This is a genomic window from Glycomyces paridis (assembly GCF_004912155.1).
In the GTDB taxonomy this organism is placed as follows: Bacteria; Actinomycetota; Actinomycetes; order Mycobacteriales; family Micromonosporaceae; genus Glycomyces; species Glycomyces paridis.
Map to the genome: position 1 here is coordinate 90,009 of NZ_STGX01000005.1, position 13,161 is coordinate 103,169.

A 13,161-nucleotide genomic window follows, 5' to 3' on the forward strand; every position below is an offset into this window, starting at 1 on the left:
GGGGCGGGAGCTCGGGTGTGCGATCCTGGGTGACGGTGCGGACCTCGTTGCGGGGGAAGTGGACCGGATCGCCCTGTCGCACGGGTTCTTCCGCATCCACCAGGAGGAGCGGCCCGAGACGGGCTCGGACAACTCGGTGGCGATCGTCCCCGCCGACGTCCCGGCCGAGGACCGCGAACGCGTCCGGGAGGCCGCGAAGGCGGTGTACCGGGCACTGGGCTGCAAGGGACTGTCACGGGTGGACATGTTCTTGACGAACGACGGAGAGGTCGTCCTCAACGAGGTGAACACGCTGCCGGGCATGACCTCCTACAGCCGCTATCCGAGGATGATGGCGGCCACCGGGCTGCCGCTCGGCGAGGTGCTCGACCGGCTCATCGCGATGGCGCTCAGGGGGAACGGCCGTTGAGGGACGACTTCGTCTTCCTGGACGAGGCGCTGGAGGGCGTGCGCTGCGACGCGGTGTACGCCGGGCCGGAGAACTTCACCGGCGCGCCGGTGGACGGCTACCGCTCGGCCAGGATCGTGGGCTCGGCGGCGCTGTGCGCGGCGCTGGAACGCGTGCAGGGCAAGGCCGGGGCGCTCGGCCTCGGTCTGCTCCTGTGGGACGCCTACCGGCCGCAGCGCGCCGTCGACCGCTTCCTGCGCTGGGCCGCAGAGCCCGAGGACGGGCGCACGAAGGCGCGGCACTACCCGAACATCGAGCGGTCCGAGATGGTCGCGCTCGGCTACGTGGCGCCCCGCTCGGGCCACAGCCGCGGCGCCACCGTCGACCTCACGCTCGTCGCCCTCGACACGGGCGAGCCCTTGGCGATGGGCGGGCGCCACGACCTCATGGACCCGGTCTCGCACCACGGCGCGGCGGGCCTGGGCGAGGAGGCCGAGGCGAACCGGCTCGCGCTGCGTTCCATCATGGAGTCCTGCGGTTTCGCGGGCTACCCGTGGGAGTGGTGGCACTACACGCTCCGGGACGAGCCGCATCCGGACACGTACTTCGACTTCCCGATCGAGGACGGCTGATCGGCCTAAGGGCGTTCAGCCGGTAGGCGGACCGTCGCGTGCAGGCCGCCGCCCTCCAGCGGCGCGAGCGTGAGGGTGCCGTCGTGGGCGCGGGCGATGGAGTCGACGATCGCCAGGCCGAGGCCGACGCCCGCGTGGTCGCCGCGGGCCCGGCCGGTGCCGCGCTGGAACCGCTCGGTGAGCGTCGCGACCAGGTGCGGCGACAGCTGCGGGCCGGTGTTCTCGACGGTGAGGAACGCGCCGTCGGCGTCGAGGCCGGTGGCGACGCGAACCGTCCCGCCTTCCGGCAGGTTGTGCACGATCGCGTTGTGCAGCAGGTTGACCGCGAGCTGGAGCAGCAGCGGGTAGGAGCCGCTCACGGGCGCGGCGTCCCCGGCGGTCGCGACGGCCGCGCCGCGCCCCTCCGCGAGCGGCAGCAGCGACTCGGCGGCCTCCTCGGCGGCGAGCGAGAGGTCCACGCTCTCGCGAGTGAAGGAGCGCTGGTCGGAGCGGCTGAGCAGGAGCAGCGCCTCGGTGAGGTCGATCGCGCGGGCGTTCATGAGGTGCAGGCGCTCGATGAGCTCGCCGGGGTCGCGGGAGGGGTCGGCGCGGGCCACTTCGAGCATCGCCTGCGTGATCGCGAGCGGGGTCCGCAGCTCGTGGGAGGCGTTGGCCGCGAACCGCTGCTGTTCGGCGACATGGGCTTCGAGCCGCGACAGCATCGCGTCGAAGGAGTCGGCGAGCTCGCGGAACTCGTCGGCCCGACCGGGCAGGCGGATGCGGTGGCCCAGCGAGCCGTCGGCCGCCTCGCGGGTCGCGGCCGTGATCCGCGTGAGCGGGGCGAGCATCCGCCCGGCCAGGAACCAGCCGCCCGCGAGGCCGAGCAGCAGCAGGAACACCATGAGCGCGGCGGCCTTCGGCGCGAACGCCCGCCACAGGTCGTAGCGGCCGGGGATGAACAGGCCCGGTCCGATCCGTCCGTCCGGGCCCTCGTCGCCGCGCAGGGAGATCGAGTCGTACGGGACGTAGCGCAGCAGGAACATCCACACGATCGCCAGCAGCAGCGCGCCCGCGACCATGAGGAACGCCGCGTAGCTGAAGGTGAGCTTCAGGCGCGCGCTCGGCCCGGGCGGCCTAGTCACGGCCCGCCTCCTCGATCCGGTAGCCGACACCGGCCACGGTGGCGATGACCCACGGCTCGCCCAGGCGCTTGCGCAGCGCCGAGACGGTGATGCGCACGGCGTTCGTGAACGGGTCGGCGTGCTCGTCCCAGGCCCGCTCCAGCAGCTCCTCGGCGCTCACCACGCCGCCCTCGGCGGCGACGAGGACTTCGAGGACGGCGAACTGCTTGCGGGTCAAGGCGACGTAGCGTCCGTCGCGGAAGACCTCGCGGCGGAACGGGTCCACCCGCAGGCCCGCGAGTTCGCGCACCGGCGGGCGCCGGTGGTCGCGCCTGCGGTCGAGCGCCCGCAGCCGCAGCACCAGCTCCCGGAACTCGAACGGCTTCGTCAGGTAGTCGTCGGAGCCGAGCTCGAACCCGGACGCCTTGTCGTCCAAGCGGTCCGCGGCCGTGAGCATGAGGATGCCCATCCCGCTCCCGCCCGCCACGATCGCGCGGGCCACCTCGTCGCCGGAGGGCCCGGGGATGTCGCGGTCCAGGACCGCGATGTCGTAGGCGTTGACGCTCAACAGCTCCAGCGCCGCGTCGCCGTCCCCGGCGACGTCGGCAGCAATGGCCTCCAGGCGGAGGCCGTCGCGGAGGGCCTCGGCCAGCAGGGGTTCGTCCTCGACGATCAGTACGCGCATAACGAACAGGATGCTACGGGCCCGCGCCTATCGTCCGCGTATCGAAAACCGCATACGGGGCCACAACCGCCCCTCGCCTGCACTGGGGCCATGACCGAATCGAACGCGCACCTGCTGCTAGGCGCCCCGCACGGCGCCGTCCCCGCCGGGACCACCGTCTTCGACGCGCTCCCGGCCCTCGCCAACCTCGACCCGGCCCTCCTCGCCGCGCTCCGCCGCGCCGCCGCCGACGCCGCGCGGGACGGCGTCGCCATCCGCGTCAACGGCGCCTGGCGCTCCCCCGCGTACCAGGCCGAACTGCTTCGCGAGGCCGTCGCCGAGCACGGCTCCCCCGAGGCGGCGGCCCGCTGGGTCTCCACGCCCGAGACGTCGGCGCACGTCGCGGGCCGGGCCGTGGACCTCGGCCCCGCCGAGGCCCGGACCTGGCTCGCGGCCAACGGCGCGGCCTACGGCCTGTGCCAGGTCTACCGCAACGAGCCGTGGCACTACGAACTGCGGCCCGAGGCCGCGGTGCACGGGCCGCCGCCGATGTACGCCGACCCGTCCCTCGACCCGCGGACGCGGCTCACGCGCGCCGGTTGAGGAGCGCGAACCCGAAGGCGGCGAGCGCGGCCAGCGCCCCGCAGATCCACAGTGCGCCGTCGATCCCGGCGGCGTCGACCAGGGCGGCGACGATCGGGATGCCCGCGGCGGTCCCGATGTAGCGCATGGTGTTGTTCACGCCCGAGCCCATGCCGCCGCGGTCGGCCGGGACCGAGTCGATGCTCAGGCGTGTCAGCGCCGGGTTGGCCGCGCCGTAGCCGGCCCCGGCGACCAGGAGCGCGGGGACGGCGTGCCACCACGACCAGTCGTCGGCCATGCCGGTCAGGAGGGCGGACCCGGCTCCGGCGACGAGGAGGGCGAGGACCAGGAGCCCGCCCGGCGTCAGGTTGAAGCGCTTGACCTGCAAGGAGACCGCGAACGCGGCGGTGGACCAGACGGCGACCACGGCGGCCGTCTCGGCGGGGCCGAGGATCGCGTCCGACTGGTACACGGTCGGCAGGTAGCTCATCATGCTGATGACCGAGACGCCGGTGACCAGGGCGCCGAGGGTGGCGACGAGGAAGGCGGGGCGGGTGAACAGGGCCGGGTCGAGCATCGGTTCGCGCCCGCGCAGTTGGACGGCGACGAAGAGGGCGAAGCAGAGCGCGGCGGCGGCGAGGAGCGCGAGGACGGCCGGGTCCGACCAGCCCTGGCGGCCGAGGGTCAGGCCCGACATGAGCGCGGCGACGCCGAGGCCGAGGGTGAGCGTCCCGGCGAGGGCGGCGCGGCGGGGGCGCTCGGTGCGGGACTCGGGCAGGACGGCGGGGGCGGCGAGGGCGAGCGCCGCCGCGGCGGCGGCGTAGAGCCAGTAGGGGCCGTTCCAGCCCAGGGCCGCGTCGAGGAGGGCGGCGATGACGGCTCCGGCGCCCACGCCGAGGCCCATCATGGCGCCGTAGGCGGCGGTGGCGCGGCGGCGGTCCTCGGGTGCGGTGAAGACGGCGCCGATGATGCCGAGGCTGGAGGTCAGGAGGGCGGCGCTGGCGGCGCCTTGGACGACGCGGGCGGCGGCGAAGACGGCGGTGTTGGGGGCGAGCGCGGCGAGGAGGACGGCGGCGGCGAAGGTCCACGCCCCGGCGGTGAGGACCTTGCGTCGGCCGTGGTTGTCGGCGAGGTTGCCGGAGGTGAGGAGCGGGACGGCGAGGCCGAGGGAGATCGCGTTGATGATCCAGGTCTGGCCGGTGGGGCCCGCGTGGAGGTGCGCGGTGGTCTGCGGGGCGAGGATGAGCGGTGTGGAGTAGTTGAGGATGACCAGCAGCGGGGCCGCGCAGAGGAGGGCGAGGACCGCGCCCGTCCTGACGGGCGCCTTGGCAGCGGCGAGTGTCGCCATGGGGAGTGCTCCTTGGTTCGGTCAATGAACTCACTGGAGCGTAGCAGTGTCGGTTCGTTCATTGAACCCGGGTAGGATGCCCTCATGGCACTCGGCAAGGACTACAACGGGCAGGACTGCACGCTCTCGCGCGCGCTCGAACTGCTCGGCGAGCGCTGGACCCTCCTGGTGGTGCAGAACGCGATCTACGGCGTCCGCCGCTTCAGCGACTTCCAGAAGCGCCTCGACATCCCCAAGGCCGTGCTCGCCGACCGGCTGGCGAACCTGACCGAGGGCGGGGTCCTGGAGCGGCGGCCCTACCAGGCCTCGCCGCCGCGCTACGAGTACGTGCCCACCGAGGCGGGCGTGGAGCTGTGGCCGGTGATCTACCAGCTCGGCGTGTGGGGCAAGCGCCACATCGGCGGCGAGCCGCCCCGCCTGTTCCGCCACGCCGAGTGCGGCGGCGACCTGCTGCCGTCCACCGACTGCGTGCGGTGCGGCCCGCTCCACCCGGGCGACATCGAGATGTACCCCGGCCCCGGGCCCAAGCGCGACGACCCGGTCAGCCGGGCCATGAACCGTCCGCGCCGCCTCCTCGAACCGCTCGTGCCCGAGGCCTCCTGAGGCGGGGAAAGACCGGGCGGGGACGGCGCGGGTCGCGGATACTGGACGCGGCCAAGGCAACCGAGGGAGAGGAACGCGGCATGGGCGTCATCGCCGTCACCGGGGCGACCGGGCAGTTGGGGTCGCGCGTGGCCCGGATGCTCGCCGAGCAGGGCGCGGCGCAGCGGCTGGTCGTGCGCGACCGCTCGCGGGCGCCCGAGCTGGAGGGCGCGGAGGTCGCCGTCGCCTCGTTCCAGGACGAGGACGCGCTGCGGGAGGCGCTGTCGGGAGTGGACACGCTGTTCCTGGTCTCGGCGCACGAGAGCGCCGACCGGATGCCCGAGCACCGGAGCGCGGTGCGCGCCGCCGCGGCGGCCGGGGTCGACCGGGTCGTCTACACCTCGTTCATGGGCGCCTCGCCGCAGGCCACGTTCACCTTCGCGCGGGAGCACTCGCTCACCGAACGGCTCATCGTCGAGTCCGGTCTGCGGCTCACCGCACTGCGCAACTCGCTGTACGCCGACATGCTGCCGCTCTTCGCGCAGGACGGCGTGATCCGCGGCCCGGCCGGGCGCGGCAGGGTCGCCTGGGTGGCCCGGCACGACGTGGCCAGGCTCGCCGCGGCGACCCTGCTCGACCCGGCCCACGCCGACCGCGTCTACGACGTGTCCGGCCCCGAGCCGCTCGACCTGCACGAGTCGGCCCGCGTCCTCGCCGGGGTCACCGGGCGCGACTTCGTCTACGTCCCCGAGACCGACGAGCAGGCCGCGGCCTCCCGCGCCGGCGCCGAGGACTGGCAGATCGCCGGATGGGCCGGGTCCTACAAGGCCGTCGCCACCGGCGAGACCTCGGTGACCAGCCACACCGTCGAGTTCGTCACCGGGCGCAGGCCCTGGACGCTCGAAGAGTTCCTGCGGGCCGAACCCGCGTCATGGCGGCACCTCGTCGACTGAGACTTCACGCGCGGGCGATGGCGATGTTCGTGTTCGAACGCGCCCCCGCCTCGTAGAACATGTACATGCGGCCGTCCTCCTCGGCGAAGCTCGGCGCGGCCGCACGGGTCGCGACCGGGTCGGTGTACAGGACGCCGAGGTGCTCTTCGCGGTCGAAGCCCGTGCCCACGTGCGCGACGCGGATGCGGCCGTCGCCGGCGTGGTAGACGACGTGGCCGCCGCCGTTCTGGGACCAGTAGTGCGCGCCCGAGAGCTGGCCGCCCTCGCCCGCGGCGGGCGAGATGAGCGGCTGGGGCTTGAACCGCCAGCCCGAGGCGAGCGCGTGCGACCAGCCGATGAAGATCTTCCGCGTCCCGGCCTGGTTGCCCATGAACAGCATGATGTTGACGCCGGACTGGACCGGGTGCGGGAAGACCCTCGCGTAGGACGCCTCGGTCACGTTCGAGGGGAGCATCGAGGTGTGGAGCACCGTGGCGCCGTAGGTGAACGAGCGCCCGTCGGTCGAGGTGGCGACGCGCGTGGTGCGGTTGTCGCCGTGGAAGTACAGGTAGATCTTCGCGTCCGCCGCGTTCCACACCGCGTGCGGACTGGAGACGTGCGGCACCGAGTAGTGCGGCGACCAGGTGTTGGCGATGATCGGGTTGGCCGGGTACTCCTTCCAGGGCCCGGCGAGGGAGTCGGCGTAGGCGAGGCAGATCCCGCCCTGGCCGTCGTGCGGCGCGTAGTACATGTACCAGGCGCCCAAGGGGTTGCGGACCCTCCCGGCCACGTAGCGGACCGAGGGGAAGATGAACTCGTTGGTCGGGTTGTAGGCGAGGGCCGACTTGTCCAGGGCCGCACCGAGACGCGTGAAGACCGGGAAGCCCGGAGGGGCGGCGGACGCGGGGGCGGCCCCGAGGGCCGCGGTCGCGCCGAGGGCGGCGGCCCCCAGCAGCAGGCCGCGGCGGCCGAAGGCGGATGCGGAATCCATGACTCGCTCCTGTCCGGCCCGGCGGTCGCCGCGCTCCGATGCGCGGCGCCGCTGCGGGCCTTAGGAGGTCGAGTCTCGGGGCGGGCGCGGGCCGGGGTCAAGATGATAATACGAATTATCATCTTGACCGGCCGCGGAACGGGGTGCAACATGATCACACGCACCAGTGGTTATACGCATTATCCCGAGGAAGGCCCCTCCGTGACCGGACCCCGCCGCCGCGTGACGCAGCGCGACATCGCCCGCCTCTCCGGCGTCAGCCAGGCGACCGTCTCCCTGGTCCTCAACAACCGCCTCGACGCGGGCGTCAGGATCGCCCCCGAGACGCGCGACCGCGTCCTGGACGCGATCCGCGAGACCGGCTACGTCGCCGACCCCGTCGCCCGCAGACTCGCCGACAGGAACAACCGCATCATCGGCGTCTTCACGTACGAGCCGGTGTTCCCTTCGGGTGCAAGGGACTTCTTCCACCCGTTCCTCCTCGGCCTCGAAGAGCAGGCCGAACGGCTCGGCTGCGACCTCCTCCTGCTCACCAGCGCCCCCGTCGAAGGCGGCAGGCGCCGCATGTTCGCCGAGGGCAGCCGCATCCGCCTCGCCGACGGGTGCGTCCTCCTCGGACAGGAGGTCGACCGCGGCGACCTCGAACGCCTCGTCGGCGAAGGCATCCCGTTCGTCTCGGTCGGCCGGCGCGACGACGCGGGCGGGCCCGTGCCGTGCGTCGGCGCCGACTACCCCGCCGCCACGGCGGCGCTCGTCGCGCGGGCGGCCGAGTTGGGGCACCGGCGGATCGCGTACGTCGGCCGCGGCGAAGGGCCCGAATCCTACGCGGATCGCCTGCGCGGCTTCCGCGCCGCCGCGGCGAAGGCGGGCGTCGAGTACGGCCGCGTGCACGCCGCCGCGGCCGAACCGCTCGACGCGGCCGTCGCCGGGGGCGTGACCGCGCTGTTCCTCGAAGAGCCGGCCGACATCCCCGCCGTCACCGACTGGGCCGCCGCGCGCGGCCTCGGCGTCCCCGCCGACCTCTCCCTCGTCGCCCTCGGCGACCCGACCCGGCCGGTGTCGATCGACCTCGACGTCGCCGGCTTCACCATCCCCCGCCGCGAGATGGGCCGCCAGGCCCTCGACGTGTTCTTCGCGCTCATCGAGGGCGCCGAGACCGACGTGCAGCGGCTGCTCCCGTGCGAGCTGCACGACGGAGCGACCTTGGGCCCCACCGGAAGGAACCGATCTTGAAGCAGGAACTGCGAACCGACATCCTCGTCGTGGGCGGCGGGCTCGGCGGCGTCGCCGCCGCGCTGGCGGCCCTGCGCGCCGGGCGGCGCGTCGTCCTCACCGAGGAGCACGACTGGATCGGCGGCCAGCTCACCAGCCAGGCCGTCCCGCCCGACGAGTCCTCGTGGGTGGAGCAGTTCGGCGTCACCGCCTCCTACCGGGAACTGCGCGAAGGGATCAGGGCGTACTACCGGCGCCACTACCCGCTCACCGCCGCCGCCCGCGCCAGGCGCGACCTCAACCCCGGCGGCGGGCACGTCAGCCGCCTGTGCCACGAGCCGCGCGTGGCCGTCGCGGTCCTCGAAGCGATGCTCGCGCCCCACATCGGCTCCGGGAACCTGCGGCTCCTCCAGCCGTACCGGCCGGTGGAGGCCGACGTGGACGGCGACCGGGTCCGGGCGGTGACCTTGGCGCACCGCGGGAGCGGGGACCGGATCACCGTCGAGGCGCCCTACGTGCTCGACGCGACCGAGACCGGGGAGCTGCTGCCGCTCACCGGGACCGAGTACACCACCGGCTTCGAGTCCGGCAGGGACACCGGCGAGCCGAGCGCGCCCGACGAGGCGCAGCCGGACAACGTGCAGGCCGTCTCGGTGTGCTTCGCGATCGACCACGTCGACGGGGACCACACCATCGACAGGCCCGCCGACTACGACTTCTGGCGGGACTTCAGCACCGACTTCTGGGGCGGGAACCTGCTGGGCTTCCGGGCCCCGAACCCGCGCACGCTGGAGCCCGCCGAGCGGATGTTCGAGCCCAACCCCGAGGACGACCCGCTCGCCGTCGTCGGCGACCAGCGCCTCGGCGGCGGCGACATGAACCTGTGGACCTTCCGCCGCATCGCCGCCCGCCGCAACTTCACGCCGGGCGCGTACGCCAGCGACATCACCCTCGTCAACTGGCCGATGATCGACTACTTCCTGGCGCCGGTCATCGACAACCCCGACGCCGCAGCGCATCTGGAGAAGGCGCGGGGACTCTCCCGCAGCGTCATGTACTGGCTCCAGACCGAGGCGCCGCGCGCCGACGGCGGCACCGGCTGGCCGGGGCTCCGGCTGCGGGGGGACGTCACCGGATCGGCGGACGGCCTCGCCCAGGCGCCGTACCACCGCGAGTCGCGGCGCATCAAGGCCGAGTACACGATCGTCGAGCAGGACCTCTCGGCGGCCGTGCGCGGCGACAAGGGCGCGGTGTCCTATCACGACAGCGTCGGGATCGGCATGTACCGCATCGACCTCCACCCCTCCACCGGCGGGGACAACTACATCGACGTCCCCTCCTGCCCCTTCGAGATCCCGCTCGGCGCGCTCCTGCCCGTCCGGGTCGACAACCTGCTGCCCGCCGGGAAGAACCTCGGCACCACGCACATCACCAACGGCTGCTACCGGCTCCACCCCGTCGAATGGAACATCGGCGAGGCCGCCGGGGCCCTCGCGGCCTTCAGCTTCGAGCGCGGCGAGCCGCCGCGCGCCGTCGGCGCCGACCCCGCGCTCCTCGCCGAGTTCCAGGACCGGCTGGCCGCGCAGGGCGTCGAAATGCGCTGGCCAGACGTGACCTCTTACTGACAATGCCGTCAACCGAAAGGACGAACCCCTTATGAAGCACGCACGGATACTGCTGGCCGCCGCGGCGGCCGCGCCCCTCGCGCTCGCCGCCTGCGGCGGCGGCGGGGACGAAGGGCCGGTGACGCTGCGCATGACCACGTGGTCGGCCAGCGAGGACCACCTCGCGATGCTGAACGAGATCGCGGACGCCTACCTCGCCGAGCATGACGAGGTCGAGGCGATCGAGTTCGACCCGCTCCCGTTCGAGGGCTACACGAGCACGCTCACCACCCAGATCGCCGGGGACAACGCGCCGGACCTGGCGTGGATCCTGGAGAGCGCCGCGCCCGACTTCGTCACCAGCGGCGCCCTCGTGCCGCTGGGCGAGACGCTCGCCGGGACCGAGGGCTACGAGTACGACGACCTCGTCCCGGCCGCCACCGAGCTGTGGCGCGAGGGCGACGAGCTGTACGCGTACCCGTTCTCGACCTCGCCGTTCGGGGTGTTCGTCAACGAGGACCTGCTCGCCGAGGCCGGGCAGCCGACCTCGGCCGAGCTCATCGCCTCCGGCGAGTGGACCTGGGAGCGCGTGGTCGAGGCGGGTGCCGCCGTGCACGCGGCCACGGGCACCGACGGCATGGTCATCCGCGACTTCGACTACTCCGGCTGGGACAACCTCTCCACGCTGTGGACCGGCTGGGGCGCGCAGGCCTGGAGCGAGGACGGGAAGGAGTGCGGCTTCGACGACACCGAGATGGCCGAGGCGCTCGCGTTCATGCACGACGCCGTGTTCGAGCAGGAGGCCATGCCCGGACCGGGCACCACCGCGGACTTCTTCGCGGGCGAGGCGGCCTTCACGGTCACGCAGATCTCCCGCGCCGGGCTCCTCGCCGAAGCGGACTTCGGGTGGGACCTCGTGCCGCTCCCGGCCGGTCCGGCGGGCGAGTACTCCGTGATCGGCCAGGCCGGGCTCGGCGTCCTCACCGTCGCCCCGCACCCCGTGGAGGCCGCGGACTTCCTGGCGTACATGACGAACCCGGAGAACTCCGCGAAGCTCGCCCAGTACTTCCCGCCGCCGCGCGAGTCGCAGCTGACCGCCGAGGTGCTCGGCCAGGCCAACCCGCTCCTGACGCCCGAGCAGCTCCAGACCGTCGTCATCGACCGTATCGACGCGGGCGTCGTCAAGCCCGGCCACACCGGCCAGGCCCAGCTCGACCAGGCCGTGCGCGCCGCGCTCGACCCGCTGTGGACCCCGGACGCCGACGTCGCGGGCGTCCTCGCCGACCTGTGCACCGCCGTCGACCCGCTGCTGGCGCAATGACGCAGGTGCGGAGCACCCCGCCCGGCCGGGAGCAGTCCCGGCCGGGCGGGCCCCGGTGGTGGACGGCGCGGCGCCGCGACCACCTCGCCGGGTTCCTGTTCGCGGCCCCGCAGCTGGCGGGCACGGCCCTGTTCGTGCTGCTGCCGCTGGGCCTGATGTTCTGGTACAGCCTCCACGACTGGAACGTCCTCGCCGGGGGCTTCACGTGGACCGGCGGCGAGAACTACGAGCGCCTCGCCCAGGACCCGGCCCTGCCGGGGGTCCTGCGGGCGACCGCCGCGTTCTCGATCGGCCTCGTCGCGCTCAACCTGAGCCTCGCGCTCGTGCTCGCGATCCTGCTCGACCAGAAGCTGCGCGGCACCGTCGTGTTCCGCACGATCTTCTTCTCCCCCGTCGCGGTCACCCTGGTGGCCTGGACGATCGTGTGGCGCTTCCTGCTCCAGGACGACGGCGGCGTCAACGGCCTGCTCTCGGTCGTCGGCGCCGAGGGCCCCAACTGGCTGCGCGGCGAGGCCACCGCGATGGCGAGCGTGATCGTCGTCCAGGTGCTCAAGAACGTGGGGCTCAACATGGTCCTGTTCCTCGCCGCGCTCCAGGGCGTCCCGAGGGAGCTCTACGAGGCGTCCACCATCGACGGTGCGGGCGCGTGGACCCGGTTCCGGCGCATCACCATGCCGATGATCAGCCCCACGATCCTGTTGACCTCGATCATCACCGTGGTCGGCTCGCTCCAGGTCTTCGCCCAGATCGACGTCCTCACCAGCGGCGGCCCCGGCACCTCCACGACCGTGCTCGTCTACTACTTGTACCAGAACGCCTTCCAGTTCCACGACTTCGGCTACGGCGCGACCCTCTCGGTCCTGCTGTTCGCGATCGTCTTGGTGCTCACCGTGATCCAGTGGCAGATGCGCCGGAAGTGGGTCGTCCATGAAGACTGAACGCCGCACCACCGCGCGCTCGCGCCGCGCCCGGCTCGCCCTCTACGGGCTGCTGTGCGTCCTGGCCGTCCCGTTCGTGTTCCCCACCTGGTGGATGGTCACGTCGAGCCTCAAGCCCGCCAACGAGATCTTCGCGTTCCCGCCCTCGATCCTGCCGTCCGACCCGTCCTTCGCCGCCTACGGCAGGGTCTTCGAGTTCGCGCCGTTCGCGGCCCAGTACCTCAACAGCATGTACATCGCCGCGGCAGTCACCGTAGGGACGCTCGCGGTCTCCTCGCTCGCCGGATACGCGTTCGCGCGCATCCGCTTCCCCGGGCACAACCTGCTGTTCCTGGTGGTCCTCGTGGGCCTGCTCATCCCGAGCGAGGTCACCATCGTGCCGCTGTTCCAGCTGTTCAACGGGCTCGGCCTGGTCGACACGCACTGGCCGCTGCTGCTGATCCCGGTCTTCGGCGCCCCCAGCGTCCTGTCGACGCTCATCATGCGGCAGTTCTTCATCGCGCTCCCCGCCGAGGTCGAGGAGGCCGGGCGCATGGACGGCCTCGGGCGCTTCGGCCTCTACTGGCGCATCGCCCTGCCGCTGTCGCGCCCGGCGCTCGGCGCGGTCGCGATCTTCTCGTTCCTCCACAGCTGGAACCTCTACCTGGAGCCCGTCGTGTTCCTCTCCACGCCGGAGAAGTTCACGATCCCCCAGGCCCTCACCCAGTTCACCGACGCCTACGGCGGACCGATGTGGGACGTCCAGCTCTCGGCCGCGACCCTCTCGGCGCTCCCGGTGCTCATCGTCTTCGTCATCGCCCAGCGACAGTTCGTCGAAGGGCTCGCGCACACCGGCCTCAAAGGCTGAACCGGTGCCCCGGCGTTGCC

At 72.9% G+C, this 13,161-nt stretch carries 14 protein-coding genes; 10 read left to right on the forward strand and 4 right to left on the reverse strand.

What is annotated here, in order from left to right:
• Positions 1–409: ATP-grasp domain-containing protein (locus E9998_RS08365; protein WP_136529411.1), on the forward strand; the 409-nt coding region annotated here is incomplete at its 5' end.
• Positions 406–1,020, forward strand: a complete 615-nt coding sequence (vanX, locus tag E9998_RS08370; protein WP_136529255.1) for a D-Ala-D-Ala dipeptidase VanX — start codon at positions 406–408, stop codon at positions 1,018–1,020. The genes E9998_RS08365 and vanX, both read left to right, overlap by 4 nt.
• 5 nt (positions 1,021–1,025) lie before the next feature.
• Here the strand turns inward: vanX and E9998_RS08375 are convergent, their stop codons facing one another.
• Together E9998_RS08375 and E9998_RS08380 are read right to left on the reverse strand one after the other, a co-directional pair.
• Positions 1,026–2,141 (reverse strand): sensor histidine kinase, encoded by a 1,116-nt coding sequence (locus tag E9998_RS08375; protein WP_136529256.1) that lies wholly within the window; start codon positions 2,139–2,141, stop codon positions 1,026–1,028.
• The gene (locus E9998_RS08380; RefSeq protein WP_136529257.1) at positions 2,134–2,805 is read right to left on the reverse strand and encodes a response regulator transcription factor; all 672 of its coding nucleotides are present in this window, start codon (positions 2,803–2,805) and stop codon (positions 2,134–2,136) included. The genes E9998_RS08375 and E9998_RS08380 overlap by 8 nt, the downstream gene beginning before the upstream one ends.
• A 90-nt stretch (positions 2,806–2,895) precedes the next feature.
• Between E9998_RS08380 and E9998_RS08385 the strand changes: the two genes are divergently transcribed.
• The gene (locus E9998_RS08385) at positions 2,896–3,387 is read left to right on the forward strand and encodes a D-alanyl-D-alanine carboxypeptidase family protein (RefSeq protein WP_136529258.1); all 492 of its coding nucleotides are present in this window, start codon (positions 2,896–2,898) and stop codon (positions 3,385–3,387) included.
• Here E9998_RS08385 and E9998_RS08390 read toward each other — a convergent pair.
• The gene (locus E9998_RS08390; RefSeq protein ID WP_136529259.1) at positions 3,371–4,714 is read right to left on the reverse strand and encodes an MFS transporter; all 1,344 of its coding nucleotides are present in this window, start codon (positions 4,712–4,714) and stop codon (positions 3,371–3,373) included. The genes E9998_RS08385 and E9998_RS08390 overlap by 17 nt on opposite strands.
• Positions 4,715–4,798: 84 nt before the next feature.
• Here E9998_RS08390 and E9998_RS08395 point away from each other — a divergent pair, with 84 nt between their 5' ends.
• Both E9998_RS08395 and E9998_RS08400 read left to right on the forward strand, forming a co-directional pair.
• Positions 4,799–5,317, forward strand: coding sequence for a winged helix-turn-helix transcriptional regulator (locus E9998_RS08395; protein WP_136529260.1), 519 nt, complete (start codon positions 4,799–4,801; stop codon positions 5,315–5,317).
• Between the two features lie 80 nt (positions 5,318–5,397).
• Positions 5,398–6,249: an SDR family oxidoreductase gene (locus E9998_RS08400; protein ID WP_136529261.1), complete on the forward strand. Its 852-nt coding sequence runs from the start codon at positions 5,398–5,400 to the stop codon at positions 6,247–6,249.
• Between the two features lie 4 nt (positions 6,250–6,253).
• Here the strand turns inward: E9998_RS08400 and E9998_RS08405 are convergent, their stop codons facing one another.
• The gene (locus E9998_RS08405) at positions 6,254–7,219 is read right to left on the reverse strand and encodes a glycoside hydrolase family protein (RefSeq protein ID WP_136529262.1); all 966 of its coding nucleotides are present in this window, start codon (positions 7,217–7,219) and stop codon (positions 6,254–6,256) included.
• A 201-nt stretch (positions 7,220–7,420) separates the two neighbouring features.
• Here E9998_RS08405 and E9998_RS08410 point away from each other — a divergent pair, with 201 nt between their 5' ends.
• The 5 genes from E9998_RS08410 to E9998_RS08430 are packed head-to-tail and all read left to right on the forward strand — an operon-like array spanning position 7,421 to position 13,141.
• On the forward strand, positions 7,421–8,452 hold the full coding sequence (locus E9998_RS08410; protein WP_136529263.1) for a LacI family DNA-binding transcriptional regulator: 1,032 nt from the start codon (positions 7,421–7,423) through the stop codon (positions 8,450–8,452).
• 8 nt (positions 8,453–8,460) lie between these two features.
• Complete coding sequence (locus E9998_RS08415) at positions 8,461–10,056, forward strand: FAD-dependent oxidoreductase (RefSeq protein ID WP_136529412.1); 1,596 nt, start codon at positions 8,461–8,463, stop codon at positions 10,054–10,056.
• 31 nt (positions 10,057–10,087) lie between these two features.
• On the forward strand, positions 10,088–11,356 hold the full coding sequence (locus E9998_RS08420; RefSeq protein WP_136529264.1) for an ABC transporter substrate-binding protein: 1,269 nt from the start codon (positions 10,088–10,090) through the stop codon (positions 11,354–11,356).
• Positions 11,353–12,294, forward strand: coding sequence for a carbohydrate ABC transporter permease (locus E9998_RS08425; protein ID WP_136529265.1), 942 nt, complete (start codon positions 11,353–11,355; stop codon positions 12,292–12,294). Before E9998_RS08420 ends, E9998_RS08425 begins: the two co-directional genes overlap by 4 nt.
• The gene (locus E9998_RS08430) at positions 12,284–13,141 is read left to right on the forward strand and encodes a carbohydrate ABC transporter permease (RefSeq protein ID WP_136529266.1); all 858 of its coding nucleotides are present in this window, start codon (positions 12,284–12,286) and stop codon (positions 13,139–13,141) included. The genes E9998_RS08425 and E9998_RS08430 overlap by 11 nt, the downstream gene beginning before the upstream one ends.
• The last annotated feature ends 20 nt before the right edge of the window (positions 13,142–13,161 follow it).

Coding starts and splice junctions, on each gene's coding strand:
- E9998_RS08380 (WP_136529257.1), bottom strand. CDS start 2,805: ATGCGCGTACTGATCGTCGAGGACGAACCCCTGCTGGCCGAGGCCCTC.
- E9998_RS08385 (WP_136529258.1), top strand. CDS start 2,896: ATGACCGAATCGAACGCGCACCTGCTGCTAGGCGCCCCGCACGGCGCC.
- E9998_RS08390 (WP_136529259.1), bottom strand. CDS start 4,714: ATGGCGACACTCGCCGCTGCCAAGGCGCCCGTCAGGACGGGCGCGGTC.
- E9998_RS08395 (WP_136529260.1), top strand. CDS start 4,799: ATGGCACTCGGCAAGGACTACAACGGGCAGGACTGCACGCTCTCGCGC.
- E9998_RS08400 (WP_136529261.1), top strand. CDS start 5,398: ATGGGCGTCATCGCCGTCACCGGGGCGACCGGGCAGTTGGGGTCGCGC.
- E9998_RS08405 (WP_136529262.1), bottom strand. CDS start 7,219: ATGGATTCCGCATCCGCCTTCGGCCGCCGCGGCCTGCTGCTGGGGGCC.
- E9998_RS08420 (WP_136529264.1), top strand. CDS start 10,088: ATGAAGCACGCACGGATACTGCTGGCCGCCGCGGCGGCCGCGCCCCTC.
- E9998_RS08425 (WP_136529265.1), top strand. CDS start 11,353: ATGACGCAGGTGCGGAGCACCCCGCCCGGCCGGGAGCAGTCCCGGCCG.
- E9998_RS08430 (WP_136529266.1), top strand. CDS start 12,284: ATGAAGACTGAACGCCGCACCACCGCGCGCTCGCGCCGCGCCCGGCTC.